This window comes from Streptomyces sp. NPDC001728, assembly GCF_040297565.1.
Taxonomy (GTDB): domain Bacteria; phylum Actinomycetota; class Actinomycetes; order Streptomycetales; family Streptomycetaceae; genus Streptomyces.
In genome coordinates this window covers 24923-39636 of sequence record NZ_JBEOZK010000003.1, presented here as the reverse complement: position 1 = coordinate 39636, position 14714 = coordinate 24923, and the positions used below count along the sequence as shown (strand labels likewise).

The following is a 14714-nucleotide window of genomic DNA, read 5'->3' as shown; positions in this document are numbered from 1 at the left end:
TCACTTCGCCCGGGTCACCCGGGGCCGACCGTCACTTCGCCTTGAACACCGCCACCGTCCGCGCCGGGACCGTGAAGGTGCCCGAGCCCGACGCGTAGGACGACGACTTCACGACGCCGTCCGAGCCCGCAGCCTGCACGGGGTGCAGGGCGTACGACGTACCGGCCAGGCCGGAGACGCGCTGGGTCTGCTGCCGCGTGCTCGCGTTGAAGACGACCACCAGGTCGCCCAGGCGCATCGTGATCACGCCGGGGGTCTCGTCGCGGCCGGAGAGCGGGAAGGACAGGGCGTCCTGGACCTGCCCGGCGGTGGCGAGGGAGAACGCCGGCTCGGTGGTACGGATCTTCTGAAGATCCCGGTAGGCGGCGGAGGCGCCGTCGATCTGCGCGCAGCCGACCGTCAGGGCCGGGTCGACGAGCAGCGGCTTGCCGTAGGACCACTTGGCCTTGTTGTCGGCGGCCGGCGGCAGACCGCGGCCGAAGCCGTTGCCGTCGCGGCAGTCCCAGTGGATGGCGTTGTACCAGTCGCCGCTGTCGAAGGAGTTGCGGTCCAGGGACTTGGAGCGGAGCAGGTCCGAGCCGGCCTGGGAGAGCGCCGGGCCCTGCGAGAGGGTGGCCGTCGCCATGGCGAGGACCTGCATACGGGCCCGGTCCCCCGCCGGTGTGCCCGCCGGGAGCTTGAAGGCGAGGGCGTCGTACAGGCTCTCGTTGTCGTGGGCGTCGGCGTAGGCCAGGGCGTCGCCGGGGGCGGCGGCGTATCCGGCGGGGGCGCCGTTGTAGTCGACCTCGGAGCCCTTGACCGTACGCCCGGAGGTGTCGGTGAAGGTGTACGGGGCGAGGTTGCCGGTCAGGCCGACCTTGATGAGGTCCTGGTAGTGCAGGAGGCGGGCCTTCTGCTCGGCCGGGGTGCCGTTGGCGGCCGAGGAGTTGGGGTCCGTGTAGAGGCCGGAGGCGAAGCCCTGGACGCCGGGGTCCTCGTCGAAGGGGCCGCCGCCGCGGACGGCGTCGCGGGCCCGGTCGGAGAAGGTGGCGATGCCGGTGCCGGCCATGTTCTTCTGGGTGGCCTGGACGAAGCGGGCGTCGTCGGCGATCTCGCCGAAGTTCCAGCCCTCGCCGTAGAGGACGATCGCCTTGCCGTCGACGCCGTCCTTGGCGACGGTCAGCCCGTCGAGGGCCTTGCGCACGGCGAGGATGTTGTCCTTCGGGTGGTGGCCCATGAGGTCGAAGCGGAAGCCGTCGACCTTGTACTCGCGCGCCCAGGTGACGACGGAGTCGACCACGAGCTTGCCCATCATGGCGTTCTCGGGCGCGGTGTTGGCGCAGCAGGTGGAGGTGGCGACGGTGCCGTCGGCCTGGAGGCGCTGGTAGTAGCCGGGCACGATCCGGTCGAGGACGGACTTGTCGGACTGTCCGGCGGCGACGGTGTGGTTGTAGACGACGTCCATGACGGTGCGCAGGCCGTCGCCGTTGAGGGCCTGGACCATCTGCCGGAACTCGACCGTGCGGCGGGTGCCTTCGGGGTCGGTGGCGTAGGAGCCCTCGGGGACGGTGTAGTGCAGGGGGTCGTAGCCCCAGTTGTAGGCGTCCTTCGCCGCCGCGGCGGCGACGCAGGCCTGCTGCTCCTCGGAGTCGGGGGCGTAGACCTTCAGGTCGCAGGCGGGGGTGGTCTGCGCGGACTTCTTCTCGGGGACGGTGCCGATGTCGAAGGCCGGGAGGAGGTGGACGTAGGAGGTGCCGGAGGCGGCGAGGTCGCGGAGGTGCCTGGAGCCCTTGCTGTCCTTGTCGGTGAAGGCGAGGTAGGTGCCCCGGTGGTCGGCCTTCGCCGTCGGGTCCGCGACGGAGAAGTCACGGATGTGGAGTTCCTGGATCTGGGCGTCCCGCAGCGGTACGGCGGCGGGCTTCCTCAGCGCGCGCCAGCCGGTGGGGGCGAGCTTCGGGTCGGTGAGGTCGACGGCGAGGCTGCGGGCGGAGTCGGTGGTGAGGGCGGTGGAGTAGGGGTCGGTGACCTTGTTGACCACCGTCTTCTGGACGGTCGGGGCCCACACCTTCACCACGTACCGGTACGGCTTGCCCGTCCAGGACTTCGGGCCGGTGACGGACCACACGCCGGAGGTGTCGTCGCGGCGCATGGGCAGGGTCCGGCCGTCGAGTTCGAGGGCGACGGACTGGGCGGTGGGGGCCCAGACGCCGAGGGTGACCTCGCCGCCGCGGAAGACCGGGCCGAGGGCGGCGCCGGTGGCCTTCCTCGCGTACAGGTCGTCGAGGACGCCGGCGGTCTGGACGCCGGTGGCGGCGAGCAGGGCGCCGTTGGCGGCGCGCTGGGTGGCGATGAGCTGGCCGCGCAGGGAGTCCCGGACGCGGTCGGTGTCACGGGGGTCGACGGTGAAGGCGGGGTAGTCCTTGAGGTGCGGGAACTTCGCCCGCTGGGCGTCGGTGAGCGTTCCGGGGTTCAGCCGGAGCCACTGGCCCTCGCTGCTGAGGGCGCCGTCGGTGACGGTGATCCCGCCGTCCTTCGCGTACACGAGCTGCTGGCTGGTGGAGTCGTTCGGCCTCACCTTCCAGACGACGGTGTTCCGGTCGATCCACTGGGCCTCGGACGTGCCGAGGTCGAGGTTCGGGGCGCCGCCGACGGTGGGGAGGAGGTACTTCTGCTGTCCGGAGAGCGCCCAGACCTCGTGGCCGAGGCTCGCCAGGTCGAGGGACTGGTCGGTGGGCAGGTCCTTCTCGTCACCCTTGTGGAGGATGTACGAGAGGGTGGTGGCGCCTTCGGTGAGGGGGACCTCGTAGACGGCGCCGTACGCGTCGAAGCGGACCGGTGTCAGCGGCCTGGACCAGTCGGTGGGCTGGGCGGCGCCGGTCCAGGTGTGGAGGCCCCAGCCGTCGTGGTTCCCGTCGGGCCGCTGGTAGTGGATGACGGCCTTGGAGGTGTCCGGGGTGGCGGGGGCCGGGTCGGTGTCGGACTGGCCGTCGGCGCCCTGGGTGATCCAGACCTCGCCGGTGCGGCCGAGCTCGATGCTCCGCTGCGGGCCGTCCGCGGCGCCGTCCTTCTCGACGGTGTACGCGACGGTGGAGGCGCCCTCGGGCACCTTGACCCAGGCGAAGGCGCCGTGGGCGTCGCGGCCGGTGAAGGCGGCCTCCTGGCCGGCCGCCCGCAGCTTCCAGCCCTCGTAGTTCCCGTCCTCGCGCCGGTAGTGCACGACGGCGTAGGTCCGCTCGACGGCGACCGGCTTCTCGGGCGCGGGGGCCTGTCCGGCGGTGCTGCTGGCGGTGGTGCCCGCGGTGCGGCCGGAGCTGTCGACGACGACGGCCTTGTAGCGGAGCGGGGTTCCGGCGGGGGCGGTGACGTACTGGGTGACCTTGTAGGGGGCGTGGTCGGCGGTGCCGAGGGTCTGCCAGCGGCCGTTGCCGGTCTGGGCGGCGAAGACGACCCGGTTGAGCTGTCCGCCGGTGACGTCGGCGCTGAGCTCGACGGTGCCGGTGGCTCCGGCGGCGGGCGCCCTGAGGCTGACGGCGGGCTTCGCGGCGGGGGCCGGGAGGGGCTTGTCGGCCTTGAGGACCAGCGAGGAGAGGGCGGGGACGGTGACGGTCACGGCCCCGTTCTTCGAGACGACCGCGCCCTGACCCCCGTACAGGGTGCGGAAGTCCGCGGAGTCGACGGGGACGGTGACGGTCTTCTCGGTGGTGGCGCTGTTGGTGGCGACGAGGTACTCGGTCCGCGTCTTCGCGTCCGTACGGGAGAAGGCGTAGACGGAGTCCTCGGCGAGCCGCTCCTGCTGGACGCCGTCGCGGAGGGCGGGGTTCTCGCGGGTCAGCTTCGAGAGCTGGGCCACGGACGTGTACACGGGGTGCGTCGTGTCGTACGCGTCGGTGGCGTGGGTGCGGTCGGTGCCGAGCTGGTCGTCGTCGAGGTAGTCGGCGGCCTGCGAGGCGAAGAGGGGCTGGCGGGCGTCCTTGTCGCCGCCGGCGCCGGTGAAGCCCTGTTCGTCGCCGGAGTAGATCACCGGGTTGCCCCGGGAGAGGAACATCAGCTCGTTGGCGAGGCGGGCCCTGCGCAGGAGTTCGGTGTCGGAGGCCTTGGGGTTGTCCTGCTTGAGGAAGGTGCCGATGCGGCCCATGTCGTGGTTGCCGAGGAAGGTCACCTGCTCGTAGGCGTTGGCCTTGTCGGTGGTGTACCGGTAGTCCTCGGCGAAGACCTTGGCGAGGCGGTCGGCTCCGGCGCCCTGGGAGGCGAAGGCGCGGGCGGCGTCCTGGAAGGGGAAGTCGAGGGTGGCGTCGAGCCGGCCCCGGGTGACGTAGGGGGCGGTGACGGTGGTGTCGGCGGAGTAGACCTCACCGAACATGAAGAAGTCCTCGCGGCCCCGCTTCTTGGCGTAGGCGTCGAGGGCGGTGGCCCACTGGGTCCAGAAGTCGAGGTCGACGTGCTTGACGGTGTCGATGCGGAAGCCGTCGATCTTGAAGTCGCGGACCCACTTCTCGTAGATCCTCTCCATGCCCTCGACGACCTCGGGGCGCTCGGTCCACAGGTCGTCGAGGCCGACGAAGTCGCCGTACTCGGCGGACTCGCCGGCCCAGGTGGAGTCGCCCCGGTTGTGGTACATCGTCGGGTCGTCGAGCCAGGCGGGAACCTTGCCGCCGGTCGTCGTCGGTGTGTACGGGAACGAGTCCGCGTCCACCTTCCCGATGGCGTCCCGGTCGTCGAAGGGGCGGCCGGAGGCGTCGAGGTAGGGGTAGGCGCCCTTGGGGCGGTACCCGTACTTCCGCTCGGCGTAGTCGACGGTGTCGGCGGTGTGGTTGGTGATGACGTCGAAGAAGACCTTCATGCCCTTGGCGTGGGCGGCGGCGATCAGCTTCTCCAGGTCGGCGTTGGTCCCGAAGTGCGGGTCGACCTGGGTGAAGTCGGTGATCCAGTAGCCGTGGTAGCCGGCGGAGGCGTCCTTGCCGGTGCCCTGCACGGGCCGGTTCTTGAAGATCGGCGCCATCCAGATGGCGGTGGTGCCGAGGCCCTTGATGTAGTCGAGCCGCTGGGTGAGGCCCTTGAGGTCGCCGCCCTGGTAGAAGCCCTTGTCGGTGGGGTCGAAGCCGGTCTTCGTCCGGCTGCCGGTGAGCCCGCCCCGGTCGTTGGAGGTGTCGCCGTTGGCGAAGCGGTCGGGCAGTACGAAGTAGAACTGCTCGCGGGTGAGGTCCTGGCGGGCCGGCTCGGCGGCGAGCGCCGCGTCGGAGGGCGGCGCGGGCGGCCGGGGCGCCGCCGTCGCGGGGATCGCGGGCACGAGGGCCGCGCACAGGGCGGCGGCCAGCGCGACCGCCGTTCTCTTGCGTATCACGGGGGTTGCTCCCTGGAGGTACGGGAAGAGAGGGCCGCCCCGGCGGGACGGCCCTTCGAGGAGGAGAGGGCTCAGCTGCGGAAGGTGTCGTTCAGGACGACCTGGCCCGAGGCGGGGACGGTCGCGGTGCGGTTGGCGCCGGACTCCCAGGTCACGTTCCCTGCGGCGTCCTTGCGGACGTACTTGTACTCGAAGGCCGTTCCCGCGGGCAGGGACACCGTCAGCTTCCAGACGGGGTACGCGGCCGGGTCGAGCTTCAGGGCGGCGGCGGGGGCCCAGCCGCCCAGCTCGGGGCGGTTGCCGGTGACGTAGATGTTCTGGCCGACGACGGTGGTGGCGTTGACGTTGAACGCGGCGCCGGCGGTGGCCGGCGGGTTCGTGGTGGGCGGCGTGGTGGGGGTGGTGCCACCGCAAGTCATGGCCCCGGTGTGCAGGGCGAGGGCCGTGTTCGCGGCGAGGGTGGCCGTGAACTGGCCGGAGGAGTTCACCGTGACGGCGGTGTTGCTCTGCACATCGCAGTAGGTGCCGCCGGGCAGGGCGCTCTGGAAGGTGCGGGTGAGCGCCGAGGACTCGTGGTTGATCGCCACGTACGCCTTGGAGCCGCGGCCGAACGCGATCGCGTTGCCGCCGTTGTCCCACCAGTTCGTGACGGCCTGGCCGCGTGCGGTGTTGCGGAGGGCCACCATGGAGGAGATCTCACGCCAGGCGTGCTGGCACTTCCAGCCGTCGCTGTAACAGGCGTTCACCTGGCCACCGCTGGGCGGTCCGGCGTCCTTGTCGGTCCACTCGTAGCCGGAGTGGACGTCCGGGGAGCCGTAGGGCCAGGCGAGCATGAAGACGGAGGCGAGGGTGTAGTTCGCGCCGTCCTTGTAGGAGAGGGTGTCGCCGCCGCGCTCGGTGTCGTGGTTGTCGACGAAGACGGCGGACTGCCCGGAGGGCATGTAGCCCCAGGACTCGCCGAAGTTCTTGAGGTGGGCGAGCTTCTCGTTCTGGAGGATCCGCTTGAGGTCGCGGGCGTACCGGAACTCCTGGACGTCTCCGGTGCCGAGGTACTCGCTCGGGGAGACGGCCTCGCCCGCGCCGTAGATGGCCTCCTGCTTCCAGTAGGCGTTGGGGTTCGTCAGCCGGGACTTGATGTCGGCGAGGTCGGCGGCCGGCATGTGCTTGGCGGCGTCGATGCGGAGGCCGTCGACGCCGAGGGAGAGGAGGTCGTTGAGGTATCCGGCGATCTTCGCCCGGACGTACTCCTCGCCGGTGTCGAGGTCGGGGAGCTGGACGAGTTCGCAGTTCTGGACGTTGGCCCGGTTCCCGTAGTCGGAGATCGAGGACCGGCAGTCGTCCATGTCGGAGCCGGAGTAGAGGCCCGGGTAGTCGTACTTGGAGAACGGGGTTCCGCCCGTTCCCGTACCGGAGCCGTTCGCCATGTGGTTGATGACGGAGTCGGCGACGACCTTGACGCCCGCCGCGTGGCAGGTGTCGATCATGTTCTTGAAGGCCGTGCGGTCGCCGAGGCGTCCGGCGATCTTGTAGCTGACCGGCTGGTAGGAGGTCCACCACTGGCCGCCCTGGAGGTGTTCCTGGGGCGGGGAGACCTGGACGTACCCGTATCCGGCGGGGCCGAGACGGTCGGTGCACTCTCGGGCCACCGAGGCGAAGTTCCATTCGAACATCACCGCGGTGACGTCCTTCTCGCCGGGCGGGGCGGCTTGCGCCGGCACGTTCCCCGTGACGGCCACGGCGGCGGCTCCCGCCACGAGGGCGAGTGCGGCAGCCACGGTCTTTCTGGCCATGCTTCCTCCTGTACGACGTCCCTGTCGCAAGAAGTTGCCGAAAATGTCAGCAACTGTTTTCAGCCGTGACCGTACGAGTGCCCCGATGCCCGGTCAACCCTCCGGACACCTCAACGCAAGTTGTTACGAAAGGACTTGCGGAGTCCCCGCGGCGGGGCGCGCGGGCGGCTGCGCCGTCGAACCGCGGACCACCAGCTCGGGCTGGAAGACGAACTCCGTCCTCCCCCAGCTACCGCTGGGAGGTTCCCCCGGCACGGGGTTCCCCTCGATCTCCTCCAGGAGCGCGCCGACGGCCGCCGTCGCCATGGCCTGCACGGGCTGGCGCACGGTGGACAGCGGGGGGCTGGTGAAGGCGATCAGCGGCGAGTCGTCGAAGCCGACGACGGAGACGTCCCCGGGCACGTCGAGGCCGCGGGCGCGGACCGCCCTGACCACCCCGAGCGCCATCAGGTCGGAGCCGCAGACGATGCCCGTACACCCTTCGCGGAGCAGGATCTCGGCGGCGGCGTGGCCGCCCTCGACGCCGAAGAGCGTGGGCCTGATGAACCGTTCCGCGTCCGCGCGGTCGACGCCGAGCAGCTCGTACAGCTCGGCGGTGAAACCCTCGGCCTTGCGGCGCGAGGGCACGTAGCGGGTGGGGCCGATGGCGAGCCCGATGCGCTCGTGGCCCAGCTCGACCAGGTGCCGCACGGCCATCCTGGCCGCCGCCCGGTCGTCCGGGGAGACGAAGTTGGCGTCGATGTGCTCGTTGTAGCCGTTGATGAGGACGTACGGCACGCCCCTGGCGGCCAGCCGGGCGTAGCGCGCCGGGTCGGCGGTGGCGTCCGCGTGGAGGCCGGAGAGGAAGACGATGCCGGCCACCCCGCGCTCCACGAGCTGCTCGACCAGCTCGTCCTCGGTGGCGCCGCCGGGCATCTGGGTGCAGAGCACCGGGGTGTAGCCGTGCCCGGCGAGGGCCTGTTCGACGACCTGCGCGAAGGCCGGGAAGATCGGGTTGGTCAGCTCGGGCACGACGAGCCCGACGAGGCCCGCGCTGCGCCGTTTCAGGCGTACGGGACGCTCGTAGCCCAGCACGTCCAGCGCGGCGAGCACCTTGTGGCGGGTCGCGGCGGCCACCCCCGCCTTGCCGTTGAGGACCCGGCTGACGGTGGCCTCGCTGACCCCGGACTGGGCCGCGATGTCCGCGAGCCGCGGGGCGCCGTTCCCGGCGCCCCGCGGCAGGGGGATCGTCACACCGCCCACCAGACGGTGGTGTCCGCGGGCACCTCGACTGTGCCTTCGCCGTCGGCGGCGATCCTGACGTCCTCGTTGGAGAGGAGGTACCGGCCGGGCAGCGGGACGGAGATGGCCCGGCCGGTGGTGTTGGCGGTGCAGACGAAGCCGTCGCGGCGGAAGGAGAGCACACCCTCGGGTGCCTCCAGCCACTCGACGGCCTCGCCCGCACCGAGTTCGGGGCGCTCGCGCCGCAAGGCGAGCGCGCTGCGGTACAGCTCCAGGGTGGAGCCGGGGTCGCCGGTCTGCGCCTCGACGCTGAGGGCGCCCCAGGTGGGGGGCTGCGGCAGCCAGGAGCCGCCGTCGCCGAAGCCGTACGAGGAGCCCTCGACGGTCCACGGGATCGGCACCCGGCAGCCGTCGCGGAAGCCGTCCTGGCCGCTGGCCCGCCAGAACGACGGGTCCTGGCGGACCTCGTCGGGCAGGTCGGTGACGTCCGGCAGGCCGAGCTCCTCGCCCTGGTAGACGTACGCGGAGCCGGGCAGCGCCAGCATCAGCAGGGTCGCGGCGCGGGCCCGGCGCAGGCCGAGCGCGCGGTCGCCGGCCTCGCGGAGCTGGGTGCCGAGGCCCGCCGGGTTGGCGAAGCGGGTGGCGTGCCGGGTGACGTCGTGGTTGGAGAGGACCCAGGTGGCGGGGGCCCCGACCGGGCGCATCGCGTCGAGCGAGTCGTCGATGACACGGCGCAGCTCGGCGGCGTCCCAGTGGGTGCCCAGGTACTGGAAGTTGAAGGCCTGGTGCATCTCGTCGGCGCGGACGTAGTGCGCGGTGCGCTCGACGGTGGGGGTCCAGGCCTCGGCGACGAGGATGCGCTCTCTGGGGGTCTCCCCAGGCGAAGCCGAGGGGGAGTACTCGGAAAGAACACGGCGCCAGGTGCGGTAGATCTCGTGGACGCCGTCCTGGTCGAAGAAGGGCATGACGTCGTTGCCGAGCAGCTTCAGCTGGTCGTGGGCGCCGAGGTCGGGCAGTCCCTCGGCCTTGACCAGGCCGTGGGCGACGTCGACGCGGAAGCCGTCGACGCCCATGTCGAGCCAGAAGCGCAGGATGGAGCGGAACTCGTCGCGGACGGCGGGGTGTTCCCAGTTGAAGTCGGGCTGCTCCGGGGCGAAGAGGTGGAGGTACCAGTCGCCGGGGGTGCCGTCCGGGTTCTCCGTACGGGTCCAGGCGGGGCCGCCGAAGATGGACTCCCAGTCGTTCGGGGGCAGTTCACCGTCGACGCCCTGGCCGGGGCGGAAGTGGTAGCGCTCGCGCAGCGGCGACCCGGGGCCCTCGCGCAGGGCGCGCTGGAACCACTCGTGCTGGTCGGAGGAGTGGTTGGGGACCAGGTCGACGATGATGCGCAGGCCCAGGTCGTGGGCCTCGCGGATCACGGCGTCGGCGTCGAGGAGCGAGCCGAACATGGGGTCGATGGCCCGGTAGTCGGCGACGTCGTATCCGGCGTCGGCCTGCGGGGAGGCGTAGAACGGGGAGAGCCAGACGGCGTCGACGCCCAGGTCCTTGAGGTACGGCAGCCGGCTGCGGACGCCCTCCAGGTCACCCATGCCGTCGCCGTTGCCGTCGGCGAAGCTGCGCGGGTAGACCTGGTAGATCACGGCGTCTCTCCACCAGCCCGTGTGCGTGCCGGTGGTCGGGGCGTCGGCCGGGGTGGCGAGATGCTGGGTCATGGCTTCCCTGGGAGGTATGGAGGGGCGTACGGGGAGGGTGTTCGGGCTCAGCCCTTGACGGCACCGGCGGACATGCCGGTGACCAGGTGCCGCTGGGCGAAGAGGAACACCAGCGCGGCGGGGATGGCGATGAGCACGGAGGCCGCGGACATCGGACCCCACTGGGCGCCGTACTGGTTGACGAACTTCTGCAGTCCGCCGGCCAGCGTGAGGTTCTCGTCGCCGACCATGAAGGCGGAGGCGTAGGCGACCTCGCCCCAGGCGGTGATGAAGGAGTAGAAGGCGGTCACCGCGATGCCGGGCTTGGCGAGCGGCAGGATGAGCCGCCAGAAGGTGCCGAAGGGGGTCAGGCCGTCGACGTAGCCGGACTCGTCGATCTCGCGCGGGATGGTGTCGAAGAAGCCCTTCATCATCCAGGCGCAGAACGGGACGGCGATGGTCAGATAGGTGATGACCAGGCCGAGCGGCTGGTTGAGCAGGCCCATCGTCGCCATGATGTTGTAGATCGGCACGATGAGGACGGCGACCGGGAACATCTGGGTGATGAGCAGCGTCCACATCAGGCCGCGCTTGCCGGGGAACCGGAAGCGGCTGACGGCGTAGCCGGTGGTGGCGGCGATGAAGACGCCGATGACGGTGGTGAGGCCGGCGACGAGCAGCGAGTTGCCGAACCAGGTGAGGAACGGGGTGTCCTTCAGCAGGTTCGTGTAGTTCTCGAGCGTCGTCTCCTTGACGAAGTCCGTGGTGCTCGCGTACTTCGCCGGCTTGAGCGAGGTCAGCAGGACCCAGAGCACCGGGAAGACGGCGATCACGGACGCCAGGATCAGGGTGGCGTGCAGCCCCACCGAGGCGAGCGGCGAGCGGCGGTTGCGGATCGGGGTGTTCACGCGCGGGGCGGTCGCGCTGCGGGTGTTCACGGTCCGGGGGGTGGGCGTCGTGGTGGTCACCAGACTTCTCCCTGCTTGCGGAGGACGCGCCGGTAGAACGCGGCGAAGACCATCAGGAGGATCAGGATGAGGACGCCCCACGTGGACGACTGGGCGAAGTCGCGCGGGCTGATCTCGAAGGAGAACTTGTACGCCTGGGTGACGAGGATCTGGGTGGCCTCGCCGGGTCCGCCCCGGGTGAGCAGGAAGATCACCGGGAACATGTTGAAGGTCCAGATGGTCGAGAGCAGGATCACCGTCGTCGACACCGAGCGCAGTCCGGGCAGTGTGATGTGCCGGAAGCGCTGCCAGGCGTTGGCGCCGTCCATCTCGGCGGCCTCGTACATCTCGCTCGGGATGGACTGGAGTCCGCCGAGGAGGGCGACCATCATGAAGGGGATGCCGAGCCAGACGTTGACGGCGATGACCGAGAACTTGGCCCAGGTGGGGTCGTTCAGCCACGGGACGCCGTCCATGCCGACGCCCGAGAGGATCTGGTTGAGCATGCCGCGGCGCTCGTCGTAGAGGAAGCGCCAGGCGAAGACGGAGACGAAGCCGGGCACGGCCCAGGGCAGGATCAGCAGCATCCGGTAGACGGAGCGGCCGGCGATCCGGCGGTTGAGGACGTTGGCGAGGGCCAGTCCCAGGGCGAAGGTGACGGCCACGCAGGAGACGGTCCAGACGACCGTCCAGCCGAGGGTGGCGAGGAACTGGCTGCCGCTGACCGCGTCGACGTAGTTGTCCAGGCCGACGAACTCGTAGGTGGCCGGGATCTGGTTGACGCCGATGCTGCGGGCGACGTTGCGCTCGTTGGCGTCGGTGAACGACAGGTAGACGCCGCGGACCAGCGGGTAGCCGATGATCACGCCGATGACGACGACGACCGGGGCGACCATGGCCCAGGCGTACCAGTGGGTGGAGAGGGAACGGCGCACCGCGCCGCCGTTGTCACCAGTACCGCGGCGCCGGCCGCGGGTGACACCGTCACCCGCGGCCTTCGCCACCGACTGGCTGGGAGTGTCCACAGCCATGAGCCGGCCTGCCTTCTTTCTTACTTCCAGTCCTTCAGGAGCTTGCGGTAGGAGTCACCGATCGCCTTGGCGCCGGCCTCCGGGGTGGTCTGGCCGGTGAGCACCTTGGTGTACTCGACCTTGACCGGCTCGAAGAGGCTGCCGCCCTCGGGGATCCAGGGGCGCTGGACGGCCTTGTCGACGACCGGCTTGAAGAAGGTGATCATCTCGTTGGTCGCGACGTCCGGCTTGATGTAGACGGACTGACGGGTCGGGAGGAGGCTCAGCTCCTTCGCGACGGTCGCCTGGGTCTCGGCCGAGGTCATGTACTCGGCGAAGGCGTAGGAGGCGGCGAGGTTCTTGGAGCCCGCGTAGACGGCGAGGTTGTGACCGCCCTGCGGGGCGCCCTGGCCGGCCGAACCGGCCGGGACCGGGGCGATGCCCAGGTTGGCCTTGTCGGCGAACTCCTTGCCGGCGAGGGTGTCGGAGACGGCCCAGGGGCCGTTGATCATCATCGCGACCTTGCCGTCCTTGAAGGACGCCTGCATGTTGTCCCAGCCGTTGGTCGCGTCGGTGATCGCGGTCTTCGAGTCGACGAGGTCCTTGACGGTCTTGAGCGCCTTCACGCCGGCCGGGCCGTCGATGGTGATCTTCTTCTGGTCGGCGTCGACGAGGTCGCCGCCCTCGCCGTACAGGAAGGAGAGGAACCAGTACGGGTCGTCGCCGCGCAGGTACATGCCGGTCTTGCCGGTCTTCTGCTTGATCGTGGCGGAGGCGGCCTTCAGCTCGTCGATGCTCTTGGGCACCTCGACGCCGGCGTCCTTGAGGATCTTCTTGTTGTAGAAGATGCCCATGGAGTCGATGACCTGCGGGACGGCGTAGGTCTTGCCGTTGTACTTGGTGGAGGCGGCGGCCTGCTCCAGGAAGTCGCCCTGGTCCTTGAGGGCCGGGGTGCCGTCCAGCGGGGCGAGGTAGCCGAGGTCCGCGAACTCGGGGGTCCAGGCGACCTCGGAGCGGATGACGTCGGGGGCGCCGGAGCCGGACTGCGCGGCGTTCTTGAACTTGTTCTGCGCCTCACCGAACGGCACGTTCACGTACTTGACGGTGACCTTGGGGTACTTCTTCTTGAAGTCCTCGGCGACCTTCTTGAAGACCTTGTCCTCGGAGCCGACCGTCGAGGTGTCCCACCAGGTGACGGTGCCGGAGAGCTCGCCCGAGCTCGTGGAGCCGCCGCCGTCCGAACCGCCGTCACTACCGCACGCCGCCAGGGTCACGCCCAGGGCCGCGACCAGAGCGGTGGCCGCTATGCCACGCCGCATGTGAACTCCTTCAACTGATCCCGGGGGGACGAGGGGCTGGAACCTTCCTCATGCGACCGCTCCCTCGCGGCGCTCCGGGTTGCCAGGAACGTAACAGGGATGAAAACGCGCCGAAAGACCTTGCGGGAACTTTCTGCAAGGACCGGCGATCGTTACATCCGCGTGTCCCTAAGGTTGCCGTCGGGTCGCTTGACAGCAGATGACACGCGCCCCCCGGGCGCCGCACGGCCCCGCGCGCACGCCCCCGACGCCTGCCGCGCGCCCCCGCAAGACCTGCAAGACCTTGCGGGGTGGCTTGCATCACCTGCCCGGTGGGCAATACGCGCTGTGACCGGTACAGTCCATCCTCATGACCGCGCGGCTCTCCGACATCGCAGCCCAGGCGGGGGTCAGTGAGGCCACAGTCAGCCGCGTGCTCAACGGCAAGCCCGGCGTGGCAACGGCCACCCGTGAGTCCGTCCTTGCCGCGCTCGACGTGCTCGGCTACGAGCGGCCCGTACGACTGCGCCAGCGCAGCGCGGGACTCGTCGGCCTCATCACCCCCGAACTCGACAACCCGATCTTTCCCGCGCTCGCGCAGGTCATCGGGCAGGCCCTCACCCGGCAGGGCTACACGCCGGTGCTCGCCACCCAGACCCCCGGCGGGTCCACCGAGGACGAGCTGACCGACATGCTGGTGGAGCGCGGCGTCGCCGGCATCATCTTCGTCTCGGGGCTGCACGCCGACACCACCGCCGACATGACGCGCTACGACCAACTGCGCGGCAAGGGCGTCCCGTACGTCCTCCTCAACGGCTTCTCCCCCAAGGTGCAGGCGCCGTTCGTCTCCCCCGACGACCGGGCCGCGATGCGGCTGGCGGTGACGCATCTGGCGTCGCTCGGCCACACCCGGATCGGCCTCGCCGTCGGCCCGAAGCGGTTCGTGCCGGTGCTCCGCAAGATAGAGGGCTTCCAGCAGGGCATGGCGGAGCGGCTCGGCCTCGCCCCCGAGGAGTCCGAGGCGCTGATCCAGCACTCCCTGTACACCCTGGAGGGCGGCCAGGCGGCTGCCGGGGCGCTGATCTCCCGGGGCTGCACGGCGGTCGTCTGCGCGAGCGACATGATGGCGCTCGGCGCGATCAGGGCCGCCCGGCAGCAGGGTCTCGACGTGCCCAGGGACGTCTCCGTCGTCGGTTTCGACGACTCTCCGCTCATAGCGTTCACCGATCCGCCGCTGACCACCATCCGGCAGCCCGTGCAGGCGATGGGACAGGCCGCGGTCCGGGCGCTCCTGGAGGAGGTCGGGGGCACCCCGGCCCCGCATTCCGAGTTCGTCTTCATGCCTGAGCTGGTCGTTCGCGGGTCGACCGCGTCCGCTCCCTCCACCTCTCGGTCTCCTTCTTGAGGTGGACCGGGTGCGTCCCGAACCCGTCCGAG

Annotated in this window: 8 protein-coding genes; 1 reads left to right on the top strand and 7 read right to left on the bottom strand. The window is 70.5% G+C overall.

The annotated features are described in order from the left end of the window. Positions 1–31: 31 nt before the first annotated feature. The 7 genes from pulA to ABT154_RS05610 form a co-directional block, all read right to left on the bottom strand. Complete coding sequence (pulA, locus tag ABT154_RS05640; RefSeq protein WP_351853272.1) at positions 32–5320, bottom strand: pullulanase-type alpha-1,6-glucosidase; 5289 nt, start codon at positions 5318–5320, stop codon at positions 32–34. A gap of 71 nt (positions 5321–5391) precedes the next feature. Further along, on the bottom strand, positions 5392–7110 hold the full coding sequence (locus tag ABT154_RS05635) for a carbohydrate-binding module family 20 domain-containing protein (RefSeq protein ID WP_351853269.1): 1719 nt from the start codon (positions 7108–7110) through the stop codon (positions 5392–5394). A 123-nt stretch (positions 7111–7233) separates the two neighbouring features. After that, positions 7234–8352, bottom strand: a complete 1119-nt coding sequence (locus ABT154_RS05630; RefSeq protein WP_351853267.1) for a LacI family DNA-binding transcriptional regulator — start codon at positions 8350–8352, stop codon at positions 7234–7236. Then, the gene (locus ABT154_RS05625; protein ID WP_351853264.1) at positions 8340–10043 is read right to left on the bottom strand and encodes a glycoside hydrolase family 13 protein; all 1704 of its coding nucleotides are present in this window, start codon (positions 10041–10043) and stop codon (positions 8340–8342) included. The genes ABT154_RS05630 and ABT154_RS05625 overlap by 13 nt, the downstream gene beginning before the upstream one ends. A gap of 47 nt (positions 10044–10090) precedes the next feature. Continuing rightward, the gene (locus tag ABT154_RS05620) at positions 10091–10960 is read right to left on the bottom strand and encodes a sugar ABC transporter permease (protein WP_351854217.1); all 870 of its coding nucleotides are present in this window, start codon (positions 10958–10960) and stop codon (positions 10091–10093) included. A 26-nt stretch (positions 10961–10986) separates the two neighbouring features. Beyond that, entirely contained in the window at positions 10987–12000 is a 1014-nt protein-coding gene (locus tag ABT154_RS05615; protein ID WP_351853262.1) for a carbohydrate ABC transporter permease, read from the bottom strand. Between the two features lie 20 nt (positions 12001–12020). Then, positions 12021–13298 (bottom strand): extracellular solute-binding protein, encoded by a 1278-nt coding sequence (locus ABT154_RS05610; RefSeq protein WP_351853259.1) that lies wholly within the window; start codon positions 13296–13298, stop codon positions 12021–12023. A 349-nt stretch (positions 13299–13647) separates the two neighbouring features. On the opposite strand from ABT154_RS05610, the gene ABT154_RS05605 reads away from it, so the two are divergent. Beyond that, positions 13648–14682: a LacI family DNA-binding transcriptional regulator gene (locus ABT154_RS05605; RefSeq protein ID WP_351853256.1), complete on the top strand. Its 1035-nt coding sequence runs from the start codon at positions 13648–13650 to the stop codon at positions 14680–14682. The last annotated feature ends 32 nt before the right edge of the window (positions 14683–14714 follow it).